The sequence below is a fragment of the Undibacterium sp. WLHG33 genome (assembly GCF_049544815.1).
Classification (GTDB): Bacteria; Pseudomonadota; Gammaproteobacteria; order Burkholderiales; family Burkholderiaceae_D; genus Undibacterium.
Window position 1 is genome coordinate 1,910,953 of sequence record NZ_CP186697.1, and the last position, 26,109, is coordinate 1,937,061.

General features: G+C 47.9%; 25 protein-coding genes and 1 tRNA gene. 24 read left to right on the forward strand and 2 right to left on the reverse strand.

Going from position 1 to position 26,109, the window contains the following annotated elements; translation table 11 throughout:
- Both ACOTSW_RS08760 and ACOTSW_RS08765 read right to left on the reverse strand, forming a co-directional pair.
- Positions 1-417, reverse strand: a complete 417-nt coding sequence (locus ACOTSW_RS08760) for a DUF3619 family protein (protein WP_423682223.1) — start codon at positions 415-417, stop codon at positions 1-3.
- Entirely contained in the window at positions 414-986 is a 573-nt protein-coding gene (locus tag ACOTSW_RS08765) for an RNA polymerase sigma factor (RefSeq protein WP_423682224.1), read from the reverse strand. Before ACOTSW_RS08765 ends, ACOTSW_RS08760 begins: the two co-directional genes overlap by 4 nt.
- A gap of 527 nt (positions 987-1,513) precedes the next feature.
- On the opposite strand from ACOTSW_RS08765, the gene ACOTSW_RS08770 reads away from it, so the two are divergent.
- From ACOTSW_RS08770 to nuoL, 24 genes are all read left to right on the forward strand, one after another.
- Positions 1,514-3,229, forward strand: coding sequence for an acetolactate synthase 3 catalytic subunit (locus ACOTSW_RS08770; RefSeq protein ID WP_423682225.1), 1,716 nt, complete (start codon positions 1,514-1,516; stop codon positions 3,227-3,229).
- Position 3,230: 1 nt separating this feature from the next.
- On the forward strand, positions 3,231-3,722 hold the full coding sequence (gene ilvN, locus ACOTSW_RS08775; protein WP_423682226.1) for an acetolactate synthase small subunit: 492 nt from the start codon (positions 3,231-3,233) through the stop codon (positions 3,720-3,722).
- A 57-nt stretch (positions 3,723-3,779) separates the two neighbouring features.
- Entirely contained in the window at positions 3,780-4,796 is a 1,017-nt protein-coding gene (ilvC, locus tag ACOTSW_RS08780; protein WP_423682227.1) for a ketol-acid reductoisomerase, read from the forward strand.
- Between the two features lie 672 nt (positions 4,797-5,468).
- Positions 5,469-6,197 carry an SIMPL domain-containing protein gene (locus ACOTSW_RS08785; protein ID WP_423678715.1) on the forward strand — a complete coding sequence of 243 codons (729 nt, stop codon included), beginning with the start codon at positions 5,469-5,471 and terminating at the stop codon, positions 6,195-6,197.
- 113 nt (positions 6,198-6,310) lie between these two features.
- Positions 6,311-7,177, forward strand: coding sequence for a CDP-diacylglycerol--serine O-phosphatidyltransferase (gene pssA / locus ACOTSW_RS08790; protein ID WP_423678716.1), 867 nt, complete (start codon positions 6,311-6,313; stop codon positions 7,175-7,177).
- Between the two features lie 356 nt (positions 7,178-7,533).
- Positions 7,534-9,072, forward strand: coding sequence for a 2-isopropylmalate synthase (locus tag ACOTSW_RS08795; RefSeq protein ID WP_423678717.1), 1,539 nt, complete (start codon positions 7,534-7,536; stop codon positions 9,070-9,072).
- A gap of 118 nt (positions 9,073-9,190) precedes the next feature.
- Complete coding sequence (gene rpsO, locus ACOTSW_RS08800) at positions 9,191-9,460, forward strand: 30S ribosomal protein S15 (RefSeq protein WP_423678718.1); 270 nt, start codon at positions 9,191-9,193, stop codon at positions 9,458-9,460.
- 218 nt (positions 9,461-9,678) lie between these two features.
- Positions 9,679-11,823 (forward strand): polyribonucleotide nucleotidyltransferase, encoded by a 2,145-nt coding sequence (gene pnp, locus ACOTSW_RS08805; RefSeq protein ID WP_423678719.1) that lies wholly within the window; start codon positions 9,679-9,681, stop codon positions 11,821-11,823.
- Positions 11,824-11,923: 100 nt separating this feature from the next.
- Positions 11,924-12,904, forward strand: a complete 981-nt coding sequence (locus ACOTSW_RS08810; protein WP_423678720.1) for an NAD(P)H-quinone oxidoreductase — start codon at positions 11,924-11,926, stop codon at positions 12,902-12,904.
- A 203-nt stretch (positions 12,905-13,107) separates the two neighbouring features.
- Positions 13,108-13,857 (forward strand): triose-phosphate isomerase, encoded by a 750-nt coding sequence (gene tpiA / locus ACOTSW_RS08815; RefSeq protein ID WP_423678721.1) that lies wholly within the window; start codon positions 13,108-13,110, stop codon positions 13,855-13,857.
- Between the two features lie 44 nt (positions 13,858-13,901).
- Positions 13,902-14,267 (forward strand): preprotein translocase subunit SecG, encoded by a 366-nt coding sequence (secG, locus tag ACOTSW_RS08820; RefSeq protein WP_423678722.1) that lies wholly within the window; start codon positions 13,902-13,904, stop codon positions 14,265-14,267.
- Between the two features lie 85 nt (positions 14,268-14,352).
- Positions 14,353-14,437, forward strand: a tRNA-Leu gene (locus ACOTSW_RS08825).
- Between the two features lie 109 nt (positions 14,438-14,546).
- Positions 14,547-14,906 (forward strand): NADH-quinone oxidoreductase subunit A, encoded by a 360-nt coding sequence (locus ACOTSW_RS08830; RefSeq protein ID WP_186885119.1) that lies wholly within the window; start codon positions 14,547-14,549, stop codon positions 14,904-14,906.
- Between the two features lie 6 nt (positions 14,907-14,912).
- Positions 14,913-15,389: a NuoB/complex I 20 kDa subunit family protein gene (locus ACOTSW_RS08835; protein WP_186885120.1), complete on the forward strand. Its 477-nt coding sequence runs from the start codon at positions 14,913-14,915 to the stop codon at positions 15,387-15,389.
- Between the two features lie 29 nt (positions 15,390-15,418).
- Entirely contained in the window at positions 15,419-16,015 is a 597-nt protein-coding gene (locus ACOTSW_RS08840) for an NADH-quinone oxidoreductase subunit C (protein WP_423678723.1), read from the forward strand.
- Entirely contained in the window at positions 16,015-17,268 is a 1,254-nt protein-coding gene (locus tag ACOTSW_RS08845) for an NADH-quinone oxidoreductase subunit D (RefSeq protein WP_423678724.1), read from the forward strand. The genes ACOTSW_RS08840 and ACOTSW_RS08845 overlap by 1 nt, the downstream gene beginning before the upstream one ends.
- A gap of 36 nt (positions 17,269-17,304) precedes the next feature.
- Entirely contained in the window at positions 17,305-17,793 is a 489-nt protein-coding gene (gene nuoE / locus ACOTSW_RS08850) for an NADH-quinone oxidoreductase subunit NuoE (RefSeq protein WP_423678725.1), read from the forward strand.
- The gene (gene nuoF / locus ACOTSW_RS08855) at positions 17,793-19,088 is read left to right on the forward strand and encodes an NADH-quinone oxidoreductase subunit NuoF (RefSeq protein ID WP_423678726.1); all 1,296 of its coding nucleotides are present in this window, start codon (positions 17,793-17,795) and stop codon (positions 19,086-19,088) included. Before nuoE ends, nuoF begins: the two co-directional genes overlap by 1 nt.
- A 32-nt stretch (positions 19,089-19,120) precedes the next feature.
- A complete protein-coding gene (nuoG, locus tag ACOTSW_RS08860) occupies positions 19,121-21,427 on the forward strand; it encodes an NADH-quinone oxidoreductase subunit NuoG (RefSeq protein WP_423678727.1) in 2,307 nt (768 codons plus the stop codon).
- Positions 21,427-22,497, forward strand: coding sequence for an NADH-quinone oxidoreductase subunit NuoH (gene nuoH, locus ACOTSW_RS08865; protein WP_423678728.1), 1,071 nt, complete (start codon positions 21,427-21,429; stop codon positions 22,495-22,497). The genes nuoG and nuoH overlap by 1 nt, the downstream gene beginning before the upstream one ends.
- Positions 22,498-22,509: 12 nt before the next feature.
- Complete coding sequence (gene nuoI / locus ACOTSW_RS08870) at positions 22,510-22,998, forward strand: NADH-quinone oxidoreductase subunit NuoI (protein ID WP_186885127.1); 489 nt, start codon at positions 22,510-22,512, stop codon at positions 22,996-22,998.
- A 16-nt stretch (positions 22,999-23,014) separates the two neighbouring features.
- Complete coding sequence (locus ACOTSW_RS08875) at positions 23,015-23,647, forward strand: NADH-quinone oxidoreductase subunit J (protein ID WP_423678729.1); 633 nt, start codon at positions 23,015-23,017, stop codon at positions 23,645-23,647.
- A gap of 1 nt (position 23,648) precedes the next feature.
- Positions 23,649-23,957 (forward strand): NADH-quinone oxidoreductase subunit NuoK, encoded by a 309-nt coding sequence (gene nuoK / locus ACOTSW_RS08880; RefSeq protein WP_186885129.1) that lies wholly within the window; start codon positions 23,649-23,651, stop codon positions 23,955-23,957.
- Positions 23,958-24,041: 84 nt separating this feature from the next.
- Positions 24,042-26,087 carry an NADH-quinone oxidoreductase subunit L gene (gene nuoL / locus ACOTSW_RS08885; protein ID WP_423678730.1) on the forward strand — a complete coding sequence of 682 codons (2,046 nt, stop codon included), beginning with the start codon at positions 24,042-24,044 and terminating at the stop codon, positions 26,085-26,087.
- The last annotated feature ends 22 nt before the right edge of the window (positions 26,088-26,109 follow it).

Genomic DNA, 26,109 nt, shown 5'->3' on the forward strand with positions numbered 1-26,109 from the left:
TTACTCCTCCGCTTTATTCAGGTAAGCGCTGAAACCAGTATCGACATAGGCTGCGGGAGGTAACTCGTCAACGAGCACAGCGGCATCAATATCCGCTAATTCGCTGATATTTTGTTGCTGTTCATACTCGTAAATACCAAATAATCCGGCAACCAGCGCCAGCATAGGAAGCACTAATCCCACTTTGCCAAACCATGAACCCATGCCTTGCGATGAAAAGCCATTCACCCCGGCGAGGACGTTCTTGACTGCGAACACGCTGACCGTTGCTTCCGGCTTTTTACGGGCAAGAGCCAGCTTGCGCGCTTGCGCCAGCCTCTCCATTGCCGGAGACGGAATGTTTTCTGCTGATTCGTTCAGAGCTCGTTTTACCTTGTAGGCAAAATCCAGATCCCTTGATTCTTTTGAGTAGTTCATAACTGTATTCCTTTAGCCTTGAGGTTGGCGGCCAGTGCGTGGGTTGCACGAGAACAATGCGTTTTGACGCTGCCTTCTGAGCAGCCCATTGCTGCGGCTGTCTCGGCGACATCCATGTCTTCCCAGTAACGCATGAGGAACGCTTCCCGTTGACGCGCAGGCAGCTTTTTTATTTCATCATCAATAATATTCAGAACCTGTTCACGTTCTAATTTATCAGCAGTCGATTCTGCGGCTTCCGTACCTTCTTCTGCAGCATAACTTTCGAGCAAGTCAAAGTTATCATCATCTTTGTTGTTGCCGGGGATAATGCTGGAAAACAGGCTGACCCAGGTATTCCGTACTTTCTCGCGCCGGAAAAAATCCAATATGGTGTTCTGTAATATTCTCTGAAACAGCATAGGCAACTCATTTGCTGGCTTGTCGCCATACTTTTCAGAGAGTTTAATCATTGCTTCCTGGACAATGTCCAGCGCTGATTCTTCGTTCCTGACCGTGTAGACAGCATGCTTGTACGCACGTCTCTCTACATTTTCGAGGAAATTCGATAATTCTTTATCAGCAGCCATTGGTGGCGATATTCATATGGTGATAGTGCTTTTATTTATCAATAGCGGCCTTCGCCGTTAAAAAGCTGCCTGCTTTTAAAATTGCGCATATCCTAGCAAAAATAGCCTTACGTGTCCCAAATTTTGTCATACGACGAATTTTTTAGGATGAAATAGAACGTGGATAAAAACAGAAAGGAATAATTCTGCTTGACCAAAATGCTGCAACGCATTACCGTGTAAGTCCACTTCAAAATCTCGGAGTGTCAAATACTTGTCAGGAATGACCCACAATGTTATTGCCAGCAAGTGCGCTTTAATGAAGCTGTTTGTTCTGACCCATGCCACAAGCGTGAGAAACTTGTCGTTGTAAAGCCTTAACACTGATTGAACGAGTACCTTAAGCATTTTCCGGTACCACGCCCAACGGGGGTGTAAAAGAAAATGTCGCGGCACAAAAAGGAATATCAGCTCGCCGGATTTGCATGTCGGTTTCGCCAGGAAAGAACATCCGATCAATTTCCTATGGACCTTGAAAGGACAACATAATGAGTTCAGAATTAACCGGCGCAGAGATACTGGTCAAGTGTCTTGCCGAAGAAGGTATTGAGCATGTTTTCGGATATCCGGGCGGCGCAGTACTTTATATCTACGATGCAATCTACAAACAAGATAAGTTTCAGCACGTCCTCGTTCGTCACGAACAGGCTGCAATTCACGCTGCTGATGCTTACTCACGTTCCTCGAATAAAGTAGGCGTGGCTCTGGTCACATCCGGACCCGGCGTTACCAATGCGGTGACTGGTCTGGCAACTGCTTACATGGATTCGATTCCTATGGTGGTAATCTCAGGACAGGTGTCTAGTGCTGTTATCGGCCAGGATGCTTTCCAGGAGTGCGACACGGTAGGTATTACACGTCCCTGCGTGAAACATAATTTCCTGGTCAAAGATGTCCGGGATCTGGCAGAGACGATCAAAAAAGCATTTTTCATCGCAACAACCGGACGCCCCGGTCCTGTGCTGGTCGATATTCCTAAAGATATCAGCATGCACAAAACGACTTACAGCTATCCACGTGAAGTTGAAATGCGTTCATACAAACCTGTCGATAAAGGGCACGCTGGACAGATTCGTAAAGCGGTTCAGTTATTGCTGCAGGCAGAACGCCCGATGATCTACACCGGTGGCGGCGTTATTCTGGCGCATGCTTCCCCGGAACTGAACAAGCTGGTGGATGAACTGGGATTCCCTTGCACTAACACGCTGATGGGTCTCGGTGCATATCGCGCCAGTGACGAAAAATTTGTCGGTATGCCCGGCATGCACGGCACTTACGAAGCCAATATGGCGATGCAGCACTGCGACGTGCTGATTGCGATCGGCGCGCGTTTCGATGACCGCGTGATTGGTAATCCTAAGCATTTTGCGTCGAATACGCGCAAAATTATTCATATCGACATTGACCCTTCTTCAATATCCAAGCGCGTGAAAGTGGACATTCCTATTGTTGGTAATGTCAAAGACGTATTGCAAGAGATGTTGTCGCAGTTAAGCGCAGTTGAGACCCGTCCTGATCCCAAGGCACTGGCGGCATGGTGGAAGCAGATCAACGAGTGGCGTGGCCGCGAATGTCTGAAATACACACCGTCTTCTGAGCTGATCAAGCCACAATCTGTGGTTGAAAAAGTCTGGGAAGTAACCAATGGCGATGCCTTTGTGACTTCCGACGTGGGCCAGCACCAGATGTGGGCAGCACAGTACTATCGTTTCGATAAGCCACGTCGCTGGATTAATTCCGGTGGCCTGGGAACGATGGGCGTCGGGCTCCCTTACGCGATGGGCGTACAGATGGCGAATCCGGATGCGACCGTCGCATGTATTACCGGCGAAGCCTCGATACAAATGTGTATTCAGGAATTAGCGACCTGTAAGCAATATCACCTGACACCCAAGATCATCCTGTTGAACAACCGCTTCCTCGGCATGGTCAGACAGTGGCAGCAAATTGATTATGGTTCACGTTATTCCGAGTCTTACATGGATTCACTGCCGGACTTCACCAAACTGGTGGAAGCTTATGGTCACGTCGGCATGAAAATTGAAAATCCTGCAGACGTTGATGGTGCCGTACGTGAGGCGTTCGCAATGAAAGACAGACTGGTGTTCATGAACTTCATTACCGATCAGACTGAAAACGTCTGGCCTATGGTGAAGGCGGGTCAGGGCCTGACTGAAATGCTGCTTGGCTCGGAGGATCTGTGATATGAGACACATTATCTCCATCCTTCTGGAAAATGAAGCCGGTGCTTTGTCCCGTGTGGTCGGATTATTCTCTGCCCGTGGTTACAACATTGAGACGCTGACGGTCGCGCCGACCGAAGACTCGACCTTGTCCCGTATGACTATCGTCACCAGTGGTTCGGACGACATCATCGAGCAGATCACAAAACACCTGAACCGTCTGATCGAAGTGGTGAAGGTGGTTGATCTGACAGAAGGCGCTCATATCGAGCGTGAACTGATGCTAATTAAGGTAAGGGCAGTGGGTAAAGAACGCGAAGAAATGAAGCGTACGGCAGATATTTTCCGCGGCCGCATCATTGACGTGACCGAAAAAACCTACACCATAGAATTGACGGGTAACAAAAGTAAGCTGGATGCATTCATTGATTCCATCGATCGTGCGTCAATTCTGGAGACTGTCAGAACAGGTGGTTCAGGTATAGGACGCGGCGAACGCATCCTCAAGGTATAAGCAAGTATTCATCTGCCTCTGGCATATAAAAATCATTCAAATTAAATAGGATAAAAAATGAAAGTTTTCTACGATAAAGATTGTGATCTGTCCCTGATCAAAGGTAAAAACGTTGCTATCATCGGTTATGGTTCACAAGGCCACGCACACGCTCAAAACCTGAACGACTCCGGTTGTAACGTGACAGTCGCTTTGCGTAAAGGCGGCGCATCATGGTCTAAAGCCGAAGGCGCTGGCCTGAAAGTGGCAGAAGTCAATGAAGCAGTGAAAGCTGCTGACGTCATCATGATTTTGCTGCCGGATGAAAATATCGCTCAGGTGTACAACGAAAACGTTGCACCTTACGCCAAGCAAGGCGCGGTACTTGCGTTTGCACATGGCTTCAACGTTCACTACGGACAAGTTGTGCCACGCGCTGATCTGGACGTCATCATGATCGCTCCGAAAGCACCAGGCCACACCGTACGCGGTACTTATACTCAAGGTGGCGGCGTGCCGCACCTGATCGCTGTCTATCAGGATAAATCCGGCTCTGCCCGCGACATCGCTTTGTCGTATGCAATGGCGAATGGTGGCGGCCGTGCCGGTATCATCGAAACCAACTTCCGCGAAGAGACAGAAACAGACTTGTTCGGTGAACAGGCTGTGTTGTGCGGTGGTGCGGTTGAACTGATTAAGGCTGGTTTCGAAACGCTGGTCGAAGCTGGTTATGCACCTGAAATGGCGTACTTTGAATGCTTGCATGAACTGAAGCTGATCGTTGATCTGATCTATGAAGGCGGTATCGCTAACATGAATTACTCGATTTCTAACAATGCAGAATACGGCGAATACGTGACGGGCCCACGCGTTGTGACTGAAGACACCAAAAATGCGATGCGCCAATGCCTGAAAGATATTCAGACTGGTGAATACGCGAAGAGCTTCATCCTGGAAAACAAAGCAGGCGCGCCTACCTTGATTTCCCGTCGTCGCCTGACTGCAGAACATCAGATCGAAGAAGTCGGCGCAAAACTGCGTGCGATGATGCCTTGGATCGCGAAAAACAAATTGGTTGATCAATCGAAGAACTAATCTTCAAGATCGCCGGGCATCATCCAGCGTGCGCTTGCAAGCGCACTCAGCCCGAAGGCTAAAAGTCGTCCACTGGGACGACTTTTTTTTACGCCTACGAGTGCGCTTGGATTGCGAAAAATAAACTGGTTGATCAAAGCAAAAACTAATTGCTGAGATCGCCGGGTATCATCCAGCGTGCGCTCACAGGCGCACGCAGCTCGAAGTCTAAAAGTCGTCCACTGGGACGACTTTTTTTACGCCTACGAGTGCGCTTGGATTGCTAAAAACAAACTGGTTGATCAAAGCAAAAACTAATCTTCAAGATCGCCGGGCATCATCCAGCGTGCGCTTGCAAGCGCACGCAGCCCGAAGGCTAAAAGTCGTCCATTGGGACGACTTTTTTTCGCCTCAAAATATCTGTTGTTTGTCGCTAAATTGAATAAAACAGGGGAGTATGTTTCATTTTCACCTATATGTCCTAATAAAATAAAGGGGATATAAATATACTGGGGGGAGTATTTTTGTGGCTGAAAACGGGGTGGGAAGCTGATTTAGCTTTGAAACACAAATCCTGTTGGAGTCATTGCAGGAATATTGGATGGGTGAGAACGCTGAAAACAAGGTATCTTAGCAACTTGAATCAAGAAGACTTGTCTGAATCAACAATACCAACATTTCCGGAGAATGATCATGAAAAAATTACTTGGCTTTACTGCGGCTTGTGTGCTGGCAATCCCCGTTGCCGCGCAGACGCTTACCGGTACCGTCATTACCGTCTCAGGATCGGCAGATGTGAAGGCTGACAATGATCAGGCAGTGCTCAATTTTTATATCGAAGAGCAGGATAAAGACAAAACCGTGGCCGCGTCCAGGGTCAATCAGAAAATGAAATCCGGTACTGAGCTGATCAGGAAAGAAGACCCGCAGGCAGAGTTACGCACGCGATCTTATTATTCTTATCCCATCTATGCTGAAACCCCGGTGAACGCAGCAGGGCAGCCAGTCAAGCGCCAGATTACAGGTTGGCGCTCTGGTCAGTATCTGGAAGTGAAAACGACCAATCTTGCGCAGCTGTCCTCGACTGCGGCCGCAGGTCAGAAAGTGCTGGCGCTGAACGGTGTGAATTTCGGTTTGTCTGATGCCGCGATCAAAAAATTCGAAGCCGCGCGGGTTGACGCTGGTTATCGTCAGTTTTCTGAGAAAGTCAAAATGATTGCAGCTACGATGGGAAAAAAACTTGATGATATTGCGATCGAGTCCCTGGATTTCGATAACGCCGGTAGTGAGTTGCGTCAGTTTGAGGCTGCACCCATGATGCTCAAGGCAGCCAGAGCTGATGCGGCGGCAACGGAACCCAGCTTTGAGCCGGGATTTACTTCCCTGAATATAAAAATCACCGGGAAACTGCGCCTGAAATAGACCATACAGTCAGGCTTGCGGGTTTGCCTGACTGATAAACAGGGTTATACTTCCAGCGCAAAGTGCTAGGTTCCGCCCGACATGTTCGGGCTATTTTATTTCTTCAGATTCACATGCCATCTTTTAATCGACGCAAACCCAAAGGTAATTTCAAGCTTTTCCCTAAAGGCGTACGTAAAACGCAGCAAAGAGTCGATGCCGACAGCGTGGCTTTGCCTGTGAAAACGGCGGCGCGCGGACGTGGCATTTATTTGTTACCGAATGCATTTACAACCGCTGCTTTGTTCTGCGGGTTTTACGCCATTGTTATGGCAATGGATCAGCGTTTTTATCAGGCAGCGCTGGCGATTTTTATTGCGATGGTACTGGATAGTCTGGATGGCCGGGTTGCCCGGATGACGAATACCCAAAGTGAATTCGGTGCGCAGTACGACAGTCTGTCAGACATGATTTCTTTTGGTGCTGCACCGGCACTGGTCGTGTATGAATGGTCGTTGCGCGGTATGGATAAACTTGGCTGGCTGGCCGCATTTGTTTATTGTGCCGGCGCCGCGTTGCGACTGGCACGCTTTAATACGAATATCAGTATTGTTGATAAACGTTATTTTCAGGGCTTGCCAAGTCCGGCCGCAGCGGCGCTGGTCGCTGGTTTTGTGCTGTTGATGGATGATTTGCATTTTGCTGGTGGCGATCTGCGCTGGATTGCCTGGGGCATCACCTTGTTTGCGGGTCTGACGATGGTGACGAACGTGCCGTTTTACAGTTTCAAAGATGTGAACCTGAAAAAAAGCGTTCCTTTTATTGCGCCTTTGTTAGTGTTACTGGTGTATGTGGTCGTGGTCAGTGATCCGCCTAAAGTGTTATTTGGTTTGTTTGTGTTGTATGGCTTATCCGGTTACGTTGTGTTGCTGTGGCGCTGGCGCAAAGGTCGGCCGATCAGCATCATCCAGACCAGCGTGGAAACGCACGACGATAAATAAAATTTTGTTTTAACGCAGAATCGCCACAATGTACAAAATGCATTGTGGCTTTTTTTCTTTTCGGATTAATTAAATTAGAAAGATGCTGCTATAAATTCTTGCACTTTTCTGTGTTCGCGCTTATAGTCGAATGCATGAACTTTTCAGTCACATCCCTCACATTAAAAACTGTAGCAGACGCATCCCGTCTGCTATCGCTATTTGCATTTCTGCTAGTGCGGTAACGCGCTAAATCCCCTATACCCACAATTTGAGTAATCTCTTACCCCTGTGTGCGTTGCAAGGGTGGGGCGGAGAATATTCAGCATTTTTATCGATTCATTTTCAATCTCAATCATTCTTTTCAGGAGAAAATCATGGCAGACAAACTCATCATATTTGATACTACTTTGCGCGATGGCGAGCAATCACCGGGCGCATCGATGACGAAAGATGAAAAACTGCGGATTGCGAAACAACTGGAGAGATTGAAAGTCGATGTGATTGAGGCCGGTTTTGCGGCAGCCTCGCCCGGTGATTTTGAATCGATCAAAGCTATTTCTGCGACGATTAAAGATTCCGTGATCTGCTCTTTGTCACGCGCCAATGACCGCGATATTTCCCGTGCAGCGGAAGCCCTGGCTGCTGCGCAGCGCAAGCGTATTCACACTTTTATTGCGACGTCTCCTTTGCACATGGAGAAAAAATTGCGCATGACTCCGGATCAGGTATTGGAACAAGCGATTCAGGCAGTACGTTTTGCGCGAAATTTTACGGACGACGTTGAATTCAGTCCGGAGGACGGCAGCCGCTCGGAGATGGACTTTTTATGCCGCGTGATCGAGGCGGTAATTAAAGAAGGTGCAACGACGATTAACTTCGCTGACACGGTTGGCTACGGGGTGCCGGAGTTATACGGCAATATGCTGAAAACCTTGCGTGAGCGTATTCCGAATTCTGATAAAGCGATCTGGTCGGTGCATTGTCATAATGATCTGGGAATGGCCGTGGCGAACTCGCTTGCGGGTGTGATGATTGGTGGTGCACGTCAGGTGGAATGTACGATTAATGGTCTTGGTGAGCGTGCTGGTAACACTGCGCTCGAAGAAATCGTGATGGCGGTGCGTACGCGTAAAGATTACTTTAATCTCGATCTGGGTATTGATACGACGCAGATTGTTCCGGCATCGAAGCTGGTGTCGCAAATTACCGGCTTTGCAGTGCAGCCAAATAAAGCCGTGGTTGGCGCAAATGCGTTTGCCCATGCGTCCGGCATTCATCAGGATGGCATACTGAAAGCGCGTGATACCTATGAAATCATGCGTGCCGAAGACGTGGGCTGGAGTGCAAATAAAATTGTTCTCGGTAAGCTCTCAGGTCGGAATGCCTTCAAACAGCGCCTCGAAGAGCTTGGCATCATTCTGGAATCTGAAGCAGAAATCAACGCCGCTTTTGCCCGTTTCAAGGAACTGGCTGACCGCAAATCTGAAATTTTTGATGAAGATATCCTTGCTCTGGTGTCAGACGAAGAACAGGCCAATGACAAAGAAGCATACCGCTTTGTTTCGCTGGCCCAGCATTCTGAGACCGGCGAATCACCGAAGGCAAAAGTGGTGTTTGCTTTTGCCGGTAAGGAAGTGACTTGTGAAGCAAAAGGAAATGGACCAGTGGATGCAATCGTGAACGCGATTGAATCCGAGGTTAACAGTGGCGCTGAATTGCTGCTGTTTTCAGTCAATGCAATCACGACCGGCACTCAGTCTCAGGGAGAGGTAACGATGAGGTTGCAAAAATCCGGACGTATCGTCAATGGTGTCGGTGCTGATCCTGATATCGTTGTGGCATCTGCGAAGGCTTACTTGTCAGCGCTGAATAAACTCGAATCCAAGTCAGAAAAGCTGAATCCACAAGTTTGATTCATTGATTATTTCTGTGCTATAGTATCGGCTCCCGTCATTTTGGCGGGAGTTTATTTCACGATAGTGATGGTTTTGTTACTCAACAACTGTTGCTATCGCATGTAAAGGAAAAGTTATGTCTATCGAAAAAAGTACAAAAGCCGCTATCGTAGCGGATAACGCCCGTGGTCAGAACGACACAGGTTCTCCAGAAGTTCAGGTTGCTTTGCTGACAGCCCGTATCAATGATCTGAACGGTCACTTTAAAGCCCACGGTAAAGATCACCATTCCCGTCGTGGTCTGATTATGATGGTTAACCGTCGTAAAAGCCTGTTGTCTTACCTGAAAGGTAAAGACCTGAATCGCTATCGCGCTCTGATCGAAAAACTCGGCTTGCGTAAGTAATTCTTGCTGAATTTAGCAAAAAATTTATAGCAAAAAGCCTGCGTCAGTTGACTGTCGCAGGCTTTTTGTTTATCTGATGTTTTGGTTTTTCGCGAAATTTTTAGCAAAATTTGTTGGAAATAAGTGAAAAACTGGCAAAAGGCAATCCTGACGGATTGCACGTGGTGAGGTGAACGACAGCGCCTGAAAATCTGTCGGCAAAATAGAAAGGACACATTGTGTTTAACAAAATTACGAAAACTTTCCAATATGGTCAACACCAGGTGACATTGGAGACCGGTGAAATCGCACGTCAGGCTTCCGGCGCTGTGATGGTGTCGATAGAAGATACCGTGGTGCTGGCAACGGTTGTTGCAAAAAAAGATGCTAAACCTGGTCAGGACTTTTTTCCTCTGACCGTGGATTATATGGAAAAAACTTACGCTGCAGGCCGCATTCCTGGTGGTTTCTTCAAGCGAGAAGGTCGTCCATCAGAAAAAGAAACATTAACTTCACGTTTGATCGATCGCCCGATTCGCCCATTGTTCCCAGAGGGCTATCTGAATGAAGTTCAGGTGATTGTGCATGTATTGTCCGTCAATCCTGAAATTGATCCGGATATCGCTGCGATGATCGGCGCTTCTGCAGCGATTTCTGTTGCTGGCATTCCTTTTAATGGCCCTGTTGGTGCTGCGCGCGTTGGTTATATTGACGGTCAGTATGTATTGAATCCAACGGCAACGCAGTTGAAATCTTCCAAGCTGGATCTGGTTGTTGCGGGTACAGAGCAAGCTGTGCTGATGGTGGAATCTGAAGCGCAGCAATTGTCTGAAGAAGTCATGCTTGGTGCGGTTGTGTTCGGTCATGAGCAAATGAAAGCCGTGATCGATGCGATTCACGAATTGGTACGTGATGGTGGTAAGCCTGAAGTGCAATGGGCGCCTGCACCGAAAAATGAAGTACTGATTGCTGCTGTTACTGCTGTTGCAGAGCCTTTGTTGCGCGCTGCTTATCAAATCAAAGAAAAGCAAGCTCGTACTGAGCAACTGAAGGCAGCAACTTCTACAGTGACTGCAGCGCTGGCTGAGCAAGCTGCTGCTAAAGGCGAGGCTGCTCCTGACTCTGCTGAAGTCGGTAACATCCTGTTTGATCTGGAAGCGAAAATTGTTCGCTCGCAAATCCTTGAGGGTGAGCCACGTATCGACGGTCGCGATACACGTACCGTACGTCCCATCACTATTCGTACCGGCATTTTGCCACGCACGCACGGTACAGCCTTGTTCACCCGTGGTGAAACTCAGGCGCTGGTGATTGCAACGCTGGGTACTGCCCGTGATGAGCAAAAAATTGACGCGCTCATGGGTGAATACTCTGACCGCTTCATGTTGCATTACAACATGCCTCCGTTTGCTACTGGTGAAACAGGTCGTGTTGGTACGCCTAAGCGTCGTGAAATTGGTCACGGTCGTCTGGCGAAACGCGCTTTGCAGGCTGCATTGCCTGATCCGGAAGATTTCAGCTACTCCGTCCGTCTGGTTTCTGAGATTACTGAATCCAACGGCTCCTCTTCTATGGCATCCGTCTGCGGTGGCTGTCTGGCTTTGATGGATGCGGGTGTGCCGATGAAAGCACATGTTGCAGGTATCGCCATGGGTCTGATCAAAGAAGGCAATAAGTTTGCTGTTCTGACTGATATTCTGGGTGATGAAGATCACCTTGGCGATATGGACTTTAAAGTTGCCGGTACTGCCGAAGGCATCACTGCGTTGCAAATGGATATTAAAATCCAGGGTATCACTAAAGAAATTATGCAGGTTGCTTTGGCGCAGGCGAAAGAAGGTCGCGTCCATATTCTGGGTAAAATGCAAGAGGCGGTTCCGGTTGGTAAGACCGAGTTGTCTGATTTTGCGCCACGCCTGATTACGATCAAGATCAATCCTGAGAAAATCCGTGATGTGATTGGTAAGGGCGGAGCAGTGATCCGCGCGTTGACGGAAGAAACAGGTACTCAGATCGACATCAGCGATGAAGGCGTTGTTACTATCGCTTCTGTTGATGCGGCTGCCGGACAAGAAGCCAAGCGCCGTATTGAAGAGCTGACCGCGGAAGTTGAAGTGGGTAAAATTTACGAAGGTACGGTATTGAAGTTGCTGGACTTCGGCGCGATTGTGCAAATCATGCCAGGTAAAGATGGCTTGCTGCACATCAGTCAGATTGCTAACGAACGCGTTAATGCAGTTGCTGATTATCTTAAAGAGGGGCAGCAAGTGCGTGTCAAAGTGCTGGAAACGGATGATCGTGGCCGCTTCAAGTTGTCCATGAAAGCTGCTGTTGTCGAAGGCGATGCGCAAGCACAATCGCAAGAGCCGCAAGCAGCACAGTAAGCGCTGGCTTTAGTTAAAATGTTGCATTAAAAAACGCCCGTTCAGACGGGCGTTTTTTTATTGGCATACTATGACTTTTTTTATTTAACTGGTGATTTTTATGCGTGCAATTGAAATTACAAAATATGGGGCGCCCGAGGTCCTGCAGTTGTGTGAGCGTGAGGTTCCGCAGCCAAAAGCAGGTGAGATATTAATTAAGGTGCACGCTGCGGGCGTGAATCGTCCTGATGTGTTGCAGCGACTCGGCTATTATCCGGTGCCAAATGGTGCTTCTGATTTGCCGGGTCTGGAGGTTGCGGGGGAAATCGTCGGTGGAGATTTGTCGGGGACTGCGTTTCAGTCAGGTGATGCTGTCTGTGCCCTAGTGCAGGGTGGCGGATATGCTGAATATTGTGTTGCCCCGGCAGCACAATGCTTATCGGTGCCGAAAGGTCTGAGCATGTTGGAGGCGGCTTCATTGCCTGAAACTTATTTCACTGTATGGAGTAATGTCTTCGATCGGGCCAAGCTGAGTGCTGGTGAGACCTTGTTGGTGCAGGGCGGTACATCTGGAATTGGTGTTGCAGCTATTCAAATTGCGAGTGCGCTTGGTCACCGGGTTTTTGCGACGGCTGGTACGGATGAAAAATGCCGAGCAGCTGAAAAGCTTGGTGCTGAGCGGGTCATCAACTATAAGACTGAAAAATTCCCTGAGGTTGTTAAATTACTGACGGCAGGTAAGGGGGTGGATGTGATTCTCGATATGGTGGCAGGAAGTTATATACCGCTGGAGATTGACAGTCTGGCAGATGACGGTCGCATTGCGATTATTGCTTTGCTGGGTGGTAGTCGTGGGGAGTTAGATTTTGGGCAGGTATTACGCCGACGGCTGACCATAACCGGATCAACTTTACGTCCACGTTCAGTTGAGTTTAAAGCGCAAATTTCTGCGCAATTGCAGCAACGTGTCTGGCCCTTACTTGAAGCCGGGAAGATCAGGCCAGTCATTCATCAGGTAATCCCCTTGAGTGATGCGGCGCAGGCACAAGCTTTGATGGAAGATGGTCGTCACATCGGTAAAATTATGCTGCAAGTAGTCTGATTTTCCATGGTCTGAGTGACGAGATTGAGGGAGAGCGGATCTTGGCGTGTCAGTATGATCATCGGTATGCAGGATGAATGAGTGGATATCTGGGTGGATATGATCCTCCTGCTATTTCATGGCTTGTTTGTTTTATGTTGGCTTTGTTTGACCGGGTATTATCAGCGGGATACAATAGACGGTTATTTATATTCTGATCTCTTATGCGACGTACTCTCATTGCTGGTAACTGGAAAATGAATGGCAGCTTCGCTGCTAACCGTTCCTTGTTATCTGAAATCGTAGCCGGTTTATCTGTGTCTCCGGATTGTGATGTGCTGGTATGCGCTCCAGCGCCCTATCTTGCTCAGTGTGCGGAGCTGCTGAATGCAAGCTCTGTCAAGTGGGGTGCGCAAGATGTCTCTGAGCATGCGCAGGGAGCGTTTACCGGTGAAGTTGCTGCTTCGATGCTGGTTGATTGCGGTTGTCGTTATGTGATCGTCGGGCATTCTGAGCGTCGTGCATATCATGCCGAGTCCAATGCTGTCGTTGCAAAAAAAGCGCTGCGTGCCATGTCTGAACAGTTGATTCCGATTGTCTGTGTCGGTGAGACTCTGGAGCAGCGTGAGAGCGGGCAGACTGAAGAGGTGGTTGGTGCGCAATTGCAGGCTGTGCTGGATGTTTTGGATGCGACTCAAATCGCTCGTCTGGTTGTTGCTTATGAGCCTGTGTGGGCGATTGGTACCGGTAAAACAGCAACGCCTCAGATGGCGCAGGATGTTCATGCCTTTTTGCGTCAGCAAATTGCGCTGAAAGACACGGCGGCGGCTGCGACGGTTCAGATACTTTATGGCGGCAGTATGAAGCCGGATAATGCAAAAGATTTGCTGGCGATGGCAGATATTGATGGTGGTCTGATTGGTGGTGCTGCGTTGAAGTCGGCAGATTTTCTCGCCATTGTTGCTGCAGTTTGATTGTTTGACTAAAGATTGAAGATTAATTTTTTTGGGTGTTTTGAATGCAAACTTTTTTTACATTGGTAGTGGTTGTTCAGGTGATCTCTGCATTGGCAATTATCGGCCTGGTTTTGCTGCAGCATGGTAAGGGTGCTGATATGGGCGCTTCTTTTGGTTCGGGGGCATCCGGTAGTCTGTTTGGAGCAACAGGTTCCTCAAATTTCTTGTCCCGTTCTACAGGTATTGCGGCAGCAATATTTTTTGCGGCAACTTTAGCGCTGGGTGTTTTTGGTGGTGAACGCAAACCTGCAGGTGGTGTAATGGATAATTTGCCAGTGACAAAAGCTGCTCCTGTTGCTGTGCAGGCGCCTGCTCCAGCTTCTGCTGCGGCTGCTTCATCGGCGCAGCCAAATCAGATTCCAAAATAAATTTATATTTCCCGGTAAAAATTCTTGAATTTCCTCGATTGTGCGTTGAACAATGAGGTCATTCAGGGTAGAATGCTGGGCTTAGGCCGACGTGGTGAAATTGGTAGACACGCTATCTTGAGGGGGTAGTGGCGAAAGCTGTACGAGTTCGAGTCTCGTCGTCGGCACCAAAAAACAAATCAGTTTTCCTTGCTGGTTTTGTCGAGGAAGCGGTTATTTCTGATGCTGTAATTCAAAAGTAATTTGCTTCATATGGCGTTCAATTACAGGTAGCCTAACGTGAACCTCGAAAATTATTTCCCAGTTCTTCTCTTTATTCTGGTTGGTATCGGAGTTGGTGTGTTGCCTCAGGTTTTGGGGCGAGTCCTCGGTCCGTATAAGCCAGACTCTCAAAAAACATCTGCATACGAGTGCGGCTTCGAAGCATTTGAAGATGCGCGTATGAAATTTGATGTGCGATATTATCTGATCGCGATTCTCTTCATTCTCTTTGATCTTGAAACAGCATTTTTCTTTCCGTGGGGCGTAGCTATGCGTGACCTTGGATGGGCTGGTTTCTTGATCATGCTTGGCTTTGTGCTCGAATTTGCTGTCGGATTCTGGTACATCTGGAAAAAAGGCGCTCTGGATTGGGAGTGATGGAAAATGGCTATTGAAGGTGTGTTGAACGAAGGCTTTGTTACGACAACGGCTGATAAGCTGATTAACTGGACTCGTACCGGGTCGATGTGGCCGATGACGTTCGGTCTGGCTTGCTGTGCAGTTGAAATGATGCATGCAGGTGCGTCGCGCTACGATCTTGATCGTTTTGGTGTTGTGTTTCGTCCTTCGCCGCGTCACTCAGATGTGATGATTGTTGCGGGTACTTTGTGTAATAAGATGGCACCTGCGTTGCGCAAAGTCTACGATCAGATGGCAGAGCCCCGTTGGGTTATTTCTATGGGGTCTTGTGCTAATGGTGGCGGTTATTACCACTATTCCTATTCCGTGGTTCGTGGCTGTGATCGTATCGTTCCAGTTGATATTTATGTGCCTGGTTGTCCGCCGACGGCAGAAGCGTTGCTGTACGGTGTCATTCAGCTGCAAAACAAAATTAAACGTACAAACACCATCGCGCGCTGATTGCGTGATTGCTTAGGCAGCTTTTAACTATGACGATCAAATTAGAAAAACTCGAGCAGGCATTAAAAGCAGTCTTGGGTGAGCGTATTCTTGAGCTGAAAAATGCTCTCGGTGAGTTGACGGTTGTTGTGTCGGCAGCTGAATACTTGCAGGTCATGCGCGATCTGCGCGATCATCCGGAGACATGCTTTGAAGAGTTGATTGACCTGTGTGGTGTTGATTACTCTACTTATGCGGACGGTGCCTGGGATGGTGCTCGTTACGCAGTTGTCTCTCATTTGCTGTCGATTAAAAATAACTGGCGCCTTCGTGTCCGTGTTTTTGCGCCGGACGATGAAATGCCCCTGGTTTCATCTCTGATTGACGTGTGGAACGCTGCCAACTGGTATGAGCGTGAAGCCTTTGATTTGTACGGTATATTGTTTGATGGTCATAACGACTTGCGTCGTATTCTGACCGACTATGGTTTTATTGGTCACCCATTCCGCAAAGATTTCCCTGTATCTGGCTATGTGGAGATGCGTTACGATGCGGAGCAAAAGCGCGTTGTCTATCAACCTGTGACTATTGAGCCACGCGAAAATACGCCACGTATTATTCGTGAAGAAAATTACGGGATGAAATAATGGCTGAGATTAAGAATTACACACTCAACTTTGGTCCTCAGCATCCTGCTGCGCACGGTGTTTTGCGTCTGGTGCTTGAATTGGATGGCGAAGTTATTCAGCGTGCTGACCCGCATATCGGTCTGTTGCATCGCGCGACAGAAAAGCTGGCCGAACAAAAGACATTTTTGCAGTCCGTTCCTTACATGGATAGGCTCGATTATGTGTCGATGATGGCAAACGAGCACGCCTATGTGATGGCTATTGAGAAAATGCTCGGGTTGGAAGTGCCGTTACGCGCCCAATACATACGGGTGATGTTTGATGAAATAACGCGTCTGCTGAATCACTTGTTGTGGATTGGTGCGCATGCGCTTGACGTTGGTGCTATGGCGGTGATGTTGTATGCATTCCGTGAGCGTGAAGATCTGATGGACTGCTATGAGGCGGTGTCCGGTGCGCGTATGCATGCGGCTTACTATCGCCCGGGTGGTGTCTATCGTGATTTGCCTGATGAAATGCCTAAGCATAAAGCATCTTTGCTGAAGAACGAGAAAACAATGCGTTTTCTTAACGAAAATCGCCAGGGTTCTTTGCTTGATTTTATCGAAGATTTTACAAATCGCTTCCCGAAATACGTCGACGAGTACGAAACATTGTTGACGGATAATCGTATCTGGAAGCAGCGTTTGGTCGGTGTTGGCGTCGTGTCGCCTGAGCGCGCGAAAGCGATGGGCTTTACCGGTGCGATGTTGCGTGGCTCTGGCGTTGAATGGGATTTGCGCAAGAAGCAACCATACGAAGTATATGATTTGCTTGATTTCGATATTGCTGTCGGTGTCAATGGTGATTGCTATGACCGATATCTTGTTCGTGTAGAAGAAATGCGCCAATCAAACCGTATTATTAAGCAATGTGTTGAGTGGCTCAGAAATAATCAGGGTCCTGTCATTTCAGATAATCACAAAGTTACCCCGCCGCATCGTGTTGACATGAAGTCGAATATGGAAGATTTGATCCATCACTTCAAGCTGTTCACCGAAGGCTTTCATGTTCCTGTCGGTGAGGCATATGCTGCGGTTGAACATCCAAAGGGTGAGTTTGGTATCTATCTGATGTCTGATGGTGCTAATAAGCCTTACCGTTTGAAGATTCGTGCTCCGGGATACCCTCATTTGCAAGGTCTGGACGAAATGGCGAAGGGTCATATGATTGCCGATGCGGTAACGATTATTGGTACTCAGGATATTGTTTTTGGTGAGATTGACAGATAAAAGAACGTCGTCTGACGTTTATTAGAGGCATTAGCTATGGTGTTATCAGAGCAGGCATTTAAAAAAATTGACCGTGAACTGGCAAAGTTCCCTCCTGATCAGCGGCAGTCTGCTGTGATGGCCGCTTTGGCCATTGCACAGGATGAGACTGGCTGGATCTCCCCGGATGTAATGCAGACTTTAGCTGACTATATTGGTATGCCTGCCGTTGCAGTTCAGGAAGTGGCGACTTTCTACAATATGTACAACACGAAGCCGGTCGGTAAATTCAAAATTACCGTCTGTACCAATTTGCCTTGTGCTTTGTCGGGCGGAGAGCGCGCGGCTCATCATCTGAAACAGAAATTGGGTATTGATTTCAAAGAGACGACCGCTGATGGTCGCTTCACTCTGGTTGAGGGTGAATGCATGGGAGCATGCGGCGATGCGCCTGTTATGTTGGTCAACAACAAGCGTATGTGCAGTTTTATGTCGAACGAAAAAATCGATGGACTGGTGAATGAACTGAAAGAGGCGGGTAAATAATGACGAGTCTGCACAATCGCCATATCAAGCCTTTGATTCTTGCCGGTCTGGACGGCAAAAACTGGCACTTGCAAGATTACGTAGCGCGCGGTGGCTATGCTTCATTAAAACGTATTCTTTCTGAAAAAATTCCGCCTGAGCAGGTTATTGCGGAGCTAAAAGCGTCGTCTTTACGTGGGCGTGGTGGTGCAGGCTTCCCGACTGGTCTGAAATGGAGTTTCATGCCACGTCAGTTTCCAGGACAAAAATATCTTGTCTGTAATACCGATGAGGGCGAACCTGGTACGTTCAAGGATCGCGATATTATTCGTTATAACCCTCATGCTCTGATCGAGGGTATGGCGATCGGTGCCTACGCGATGGGCATTACTGTCGGTTACAACTACATCCACGGCGAAATTTTTGCTGACTATGATCGTTTCGAGGAAGCGATTGAGGAAGCGCGCGCAGCGGGGATGCTTGGTAACAATATTGCGGGCTCTGAATTTAGTTTTCAATTGCATGCGTTCCATGGGTATGGTGCCTATATTTGCGGTGAAGAAACTGCATTGTTAGAATCGCTGGAAGGTAAAAAAGGCCAGCCGCGCTTTAAACCACCGTTCCCGGCCAGTTTCGGCTTGTATGGTAAGCCGACAACAATTAATAACACCGAAACATTTGCCGCAGTACCGTTCATATTTGCCATGGGTGGTGAAAATTATGCTGCCCTTGGTAAGCCAAATAACGGTGGTACAAAGATATTCTCTATTTCAGGTGACGTTGAGCGGCCTGGTAATTATGAGATTCCGTTGGGTACGCCATTTGCCACGTTACTTGAGTTGGCGGGCGGCATGCGTGGCGGAAAGAAAATCAAGGCAGTGATCCCGGGCGGCTCTTCCGCACCGGTGATTGTTGGTGATGTGATGATGAATACGGATCTTGATTATGATTCGATTTCCAAGGCGGGTTCTATGCTTGGATCCGGAGCCGTCATCGTCATGGATGAAACCCGTTGTATGGTCAAATCGCTGGAACGTCTGTCGTATTTTTATTTTGAAGAGTCGTGTGGGCAGTGTACGCCTTGCCGCGAAGGTACAGGCTGGTTGTATCGTCTTGTTCACAGGATAGAAAATGGATTAGGTCGTCCAGAAGATCTGGATATGCTGAATTCCATCGCTGACAACATTCAGGGTAAAACGATTTGTGCGTTAGGCGATGCTGCAGCGATGCCAGTACGTGCGTTCGTGAAGAACTTCCGCGAAGAGTTTGAATATCACATCGAGCATAAGCATTGCTTGGTTCCCACTTACCTGTAAGCCAGCTTCGGTTAGCACACTTAGAGTAGACCATGGTTGAAATCGAAATAGACGGCAAAAAAGTCGAAGTCCAAGAGGGCAGTATGGTGATGGACGCTGCCAATAAGCTTGGCACGTATATCCCGCATTTTTGTTATCACAAAAAATTATCTATCGCGGCCAATTGCCGCATGTGTCTGGTAGAGGTTGAAAAAGCACCTAAACCGTTGCCGGCCTGCGCGACGCCAGTCACACCAGGCATGATCGTGCGCTCTCACAGCGATAAAGCGGTGAAGGCGCAAAAAGCAGTAATGGAATTTCTGTTGATTAACCATCCTCTGGATTGCCCGATTTGCGACCAGGGCGGTGAATGTCAGTTGCAGGATTTGGCGGTTGGTTATGGCGGTACAACTTCTCGCTACGAAGAAGAGAAGCGCGTTGTTTTCCACAAAGACGTCGGCCCGCTGGTGTCGATGGAAGAAATGAGCCGTTGTATTCATTGCACACGCTGTGTTCGCTTTGGTCAGGAAATTGCCGGTGTGATGGAATTGGGTATGCTGAATCGTGGTGAGCATTCCGAAATTACCTCTTTCGTAGGCAAGACTGTTGACTCAGAATTGTCCGGTAACATGATTGATCTGTGCCCGGTTGGTGCGTTGACGTCGAAACCATTCCGCTATTCCGCACGTACTTGGGAGTTGTCCCGTCGTAAATCAGTCAGCGCACATGATGGTTTAGGTTCTAACCTGATTGTTCAGGTCAAAAATAATAAAGTAATGCGCGTTGTTCCTTTCGAAAACGAAGAGATCAACGAGTGCTGGATTTCTGATAAAGACCGCTTCTCTTATGAGGGCGTGAACAGTGCTGAGCGTCTGACTAAACCTATGATCAAGCAAGGCGGTCAATGGCAAGAGACTGATTGGCAGACAGCGCTGGAGTATGTTGCCCATGCCATGCGTAATATTCGCCATGAACACGGTGCTGATTCTGTAGCTGCGGTCGCAGCACCAAATTCTACAGTGGAAGAATTATTCCTGCTGCAACGGATAATCCGCGGCATCGGTTCTGATAATGTTGACTTCCGCTTACGTCAGTCTGATTTTGCACTGAATGGAAGTATTAAACCTTGGCTGGGAACTTCCATAACTAAATTCGCCCAGTTGAAGAATGTATTCGTTATCGGTTCATTCTTGCGTAAAGATCATCCTTTGTTGGCCGCGCGCCTGCGTCAGTCTGTAAAGTCGGGCACGAAACTCAGTGTGTTGAATGCAACCGATGATGATCTGCTGATCAAGTTAGCAAACAAAGCGATTCTGGCACCTTCGTTATGGGCTCAGTTCCTTGCTGAGGTAGCGGTTGCCGTAGCAACTAAAAAAGAGATTGCGAAACCTGTGGGCCTGGAATTTGTCGATGCTGGAGCACTTGCTCAAAGTATCGCGGCGACCCTGTTGTCTGGCGACGCCGGCGTATTTTTAGGCAATACCGCTTCGTATCATCCGGAAGCCTCACGCCTGCACGCGCTTGCACAGTGGATTGCCGAGCAAACTGCTGCAGATTTCGGTTACCTGACGGAAGCTGCAAACACCGTTGGTGGCTATCTTGCAAATGCGATTCCAACTAACAACGCTAAACCAGTATTTAGTGAAGGAAAGAAGGCGTACGTTGTACTTCACGCGGAGCCAGCTTTAGACAGTGCAAATCCGCTTCAGGCAGAGAAAGCCTTGTCCGCGGCTGATATGGTTGTAGTTATGTCACCGTTCAAGCACGGAGCTGAATACGCAGACGTTTTATTGCCAGTCTCTCCATTTACCGAAACGGCGGGTACGTTTGTCAGTTGTGAAGGACGTGTTCAGAGTTTCCATGGTGTAGTCAAGCCACTGGGAGAAACACGCCCAGCATGGAAAGTTCTGCGTGTCTTAGGCAATTTGCTTGGCCTCGATAATTTTGACTACGAAACTTCAGAGGCCATTCGCGATGAAGCTTTGGGTGGTAGCGACGTGATTGAGAAACTGAGTAACACTTCTGCTTTGAAACCTGCGCTGGCGACTGCGTCTGCGGCAGGTCTGGAGCGAGTCGCCGATGTCGCCATTTACAGTACTGACGCTATCGTAAGAAGAGCGGAATCATTGCAAAAAACGGCAGACGCACGTACGCCTCAGGCATGGATCAGCAAGGCACAGGCAGAAAAAATCGGTGTATCTGCCGGTGATATGGTGAAAGTGACGAAGGCCGGAAGTATTCTGTTGAATGTTGGCATCGATGGATCTTTACCTGAAAATGTAGTCCGGGTTTCAGCAGGTTCGGTACTGACTAGTAAGCTGGACGGTATGTTCGGTGCTATTAATGTGGAGCGTGCATAATGAATTGGCTGCTCACTGTACAAACTTTCGGTCAGGGTGTCTTTGGCTACTTCTGGCCTCTGGTCTGGAATCTGATCAAAATTATTTGCGTCGTTGCTCCTATCATGGGTCTCGTTGCCTATCTTACTTTGTGGGAACGTAAGATGATAGGCTGGATGCACATCCGTCTTGGTCCTAACCGCGTCGGACCAGCAGGTCTGTTACAGCCGATTGCTGATGCGGTTAAGTTGCTGCTGAAAGAAATTGTTGTCCCGGCAAAAGCTAATAAGGTACTTTTTATCCTCGCACCTATTATGACGATTATGCCAGCGCTGGCTGCGTGGTCTGTCATTCCTTTCGGCCCTGAAGTCGTGCTCGCGAATGTCAATGCGGGCTTATTGTTGATCATGGCGATCACCTCAGTTGAGGTGTACGGCATTATTATCGCTGGATGGGCATCTAACTCGAAATACTCGTTCTTGGGGGCGATGCGTGCATCCGCTCAGATGATTTCCTACGAAATTGCAATGGGTTTCGTTCTGGTCATCGTACTGATGGTCTCCGGAAGTTTGAATCTGACGGACATCGTTAACTCGCAGACAAAAGGTCATTTTGCTTCGATGGGCTTGAATTTCCTGTCCTGGAACTGGTTGCCATTGCTGCCGATGTTTGTTGTCTATGTTATTTCCGGGATTGCTGAAACGAACCGTCATCCGTTCGACGTGGTCGAAGGCGAATCAGAGATCGTCGCAGGGCACATGGTTGAGTACTCAGGTATGTCTTTCGCCATGTTCTATCTGGCGGAATACGCCAATATGATCCTGATTTCGACAATGGCATCCCTGATGTTCCTGGGTGGTTGGGATGCACCCTTGAATTCCATCGTATTTAACTGGATACCAGGTTGGATCTGGCTCGGTCTGAAAACATTTGTTGTCGTTTCGATGTTTATCTGGGCTCGTGCTTCTTTCCCGAGATACCGTTACGATCAGATCATGCGTTTGGGTTGGAAAGTGTTTATTCCCTTAACCCTGGTGTACCTGGTATTTGTCGCCGCATGGATACAAACTTCATGGAATATTTGGAAGTAAGAGGCTGAAAAGATGGAAGCAATCAAAGATTTTTTTGGCAGCCTGATGCTGCGCGAACTGATAAAAGGACTGGCATTGACAGGTCGCTACATGTTCGCCCGCAAAATTACTGTCCAATTTCCAGAAGAAAAAACGCCGCAGTCACCACGTTTCCGTGGTTTGCATGCATTGCGTCGCTATCCTAATGGAGAAGAACGTTGTATCGCATGTAAATTGTGTGAAGCCGTCTGTCCTGCGATGGCAATTACGATCGAATCTGATCAGCGCGAAGATGGCAGCCGTCGGACGACTCGCTATGACATCGATCTGACCAAGTGTATTTTCTGCGGCTTCTGTGAAGAGTCCTGCCCGGTTGATTCCATCGTCGAGACACATGTATTTGAATATCACGGTGAAAAGCGCGGCGATCTCTATTTTACGAAAGAGATGTTACTGGCAGTAGGTGATCGCTATGAACCACAAATTGCAGCCGCTCGTGCTGCTGACGCTGCATATCGCTAATTAGAACGGTTTCAATATGGAATTTACTACTGCATTATTTTATATTTTCGCAGCGATTCTTGTGCTAGCTGCGACGCAGGTGATTACCGCCCGTAATCCAGTGCATGCTGCATTGTTCTTAGTGCTGTCGTTTTTCTCTGCTGCGGCAATCTGGTTATTGTTGAAAGCCGAGTTTCTGGCCATTGTTTTGGTGTTGGTGTATGTCGGTGCGGTTATGGTTTTATTCTTGTTCGTGGTGATGATGCTGGACATCGATATCGATAAGTTAAGAGCCGGATTCTGGGGACACCTCCCTTTGGCAGCGACAATCGGTGTCGTCATCGTCCTGGAAATGTCTGCTGTTTTATGGCGTGGATTCTTACGTCCGGATAACCATGTACCAGCTGCTGCTGACACCATAGGCAACACAAAAAATCTTGGTATCGAAATTTTTACCCGTTATACATTTGCGTTTGAAATTGCTGCGGCAATTCTATTGCTTGCCATCGTTGCAGCCGTTGCATTGACTTTACGCCGTCGCAAAGACACTAAATATTTTGATCCGGCAAAAGCTGTAAAAGTGAGAAGTGCTGATCGCGTTCGCGTTGTAAAAATGAAAGCAGAATCCGAACGTAATTTAACTTCATCGACAGAAAAGCAAGAGGGCTGATATGGCTTTGACACTGACACACTATCTGATACTTGGCGCTATTCTGTTTGCGATTTCTATCGTTGGTATTTTTTTGAATCGAAAAAATATTATCGTGTTGCTGATGGCGATTGAATTGAATTTGCTGGCAGTGAATATGAATTTCATTGCGTTCTCTCATTATCTGGGTGATGCGGCAGGGCAGATCTTTGTATTTTTTATTCTGACAGTTGCTGCAGCTGAGTCTGCGATTGGACTGGCTATTCTCGTGGTCTTGTTCCGTAATCTGGATACGATTAATGTAGAAGATCTGGACGCTCTCAAAGGATAATGTTTCATGGGGGCGGAAGCAGTATGCATCTTCCTCATCGTTCGCTGGCGATTTAAAAAAGTAATAAGCTAAAAAAGGGTCATCATGGCGGGGCAACTTAACCCACAACTACTATTAGCAGTACCTCTGGCTCCATTGGCAGGATCTGCCATTGCCGGTTTACTGGGCACCAAATTTTTTGGTAACGTCGTAGGGCGTAAAGTTTCACACACCGCGACTATACTCGGTGTGCTGGTTGCATTCATTATTTCGTGCATGACACTGAACGCTTTGATGAATGGTGCGCCAGTTTACAACGCTACCTTGTATCAATGGATGCAGGTAGCTGGTTTGAAACTGGAAGTCGGTTTTCTGGTTGATAATCTGACTGCAATGATGATGTGTGTGGTGACCTTTGTGTCGCTGATGGTGCATATTTATACCGTTGGTTACATGGCCGAAGATGAAGGCTATAACCGCTTTTTCTCGTATATCTCGCTTTTCACTTTCTCCATGCTGATGCTCGTGATGAGCAATAATTTCCTCCAACTGTTTTTCGGTTGGGAAGCTGTCGGTCTGGTATCTTATTTGCTGATCGGTTTCTGGTACACCAAACCGACGGCTGTCTATGCAAACATGAAGGCATTTTTGGTTAACCGTGTCGGTGACTTTGGTTTCATACTTGGTATCGGTTTGTTGCTCGCCTATGCCGGTTCGATGAATTACACAGAAGTTTTCGCGAAAAAAGAAGAACTTGCGAAACTGATTTTCCCTGGAACTGACTGGATGCTGATCACGGTTGCATGCATCTGTTTGTTTATCGGAGCGATGGGTAAATCTGCGCAGTTTCCACTGCATGTATGGCTGCCTGATTCGATGGAAGGTCCAACCCCGATTTCTGCGCTTATTCACGCAGCGACCATGGTTACTGCTGGTATTTTCATGGTTTCTCGTATGTCGCCGTTATTCGAATTGTCGGATACTGCTTTGTCATTTATCTTGGTGATCGGTTCGATAACTGCGCTGTTTATGGGTTTCCTCGGTATTATCCAGAACGACATTAAACGCGTTGTCGCATATTCCACATTGTCGCAGCTCGGTTACATGACAGTTGCATTGGGCGCTTCTGCGTACTCGGTTGCTGTATTTCATTTGATGACACACGCTTTCTTTAAGGCACTTCTGTTCCTTGCTGCCGGCTCTGTCATCATTGGTATGCATCATGATCAGGACATCCGTAACATGGGTGGATTGCGTAAATACATGCCGATTACCTGGCTCACGTCATTGTTAGGCTCGTTAGCGCTGATTGGTACTCCTTTCTTCTCAGGGTTTTACTCCAAAGACAGTATCATCGAGGCGGTTCAGGCGTCTCATATTGCTGGTTCTGGCTTTGCTCAGTTTGCTGTCTTAGCAGGTGTATTTGTCACAGCGTTTTATTCCTTCCGTATGTATTTCCTGGTATTTCATGGAAAAGAAAATTTTGGCCACGCACATGGCCATCATGACGCACATCACGCAGCGGATGATCATGATGAGCATCATCACGGATTAGCTCCGGGTCAAAAACCTCATGAATCACCTTTCGTCGTCTGGTTCCCGCTGGTGATGCTGGCAATTCCATCAGTCGCCATCGGTTTTATAGCAATAGAACCTATGCTCTTCGGCAGTTTCTTTAAAGACGTTATTTTTGTCAACGAAGCTCACCATGCGATGGAAGAGTTAAGACATGAATTCCACGGTCCTGTCGCAATGGCAACTCATGCTTTGACAACAGCTCCATTCTGGCTGGCGTTGGCGGGTGTGGTCACTTCCTATTTCTTCTATATGGTGAAGCCGTCGATACCGGCCGCCATCAAGAAGAATGCAAGTGCTGTCTATACTTTGTTGGATAACAAATACTACATGGATCGCTTTAACGAAATCGTGTTTGCCGGCGGAGCACGTTTCCTTGGGCGCGGGCTGTGGAACGTCGGTGATAAGGGATTGATTGACGGACTGGTCGTGAATGGTAGTGCAAAACTGGTAGGATGGTTTTCGAAGCTTGTTCGCTTATTCCAGAGCGGGTACATCTATCACTATGCTTTTGTAATGATATTAGGCGTGTTGGCATTCCTCGTGTATTTCATGCCATTCCCTTTTGCTAAATAAGTGACCTCGGCTAAAAAAATAT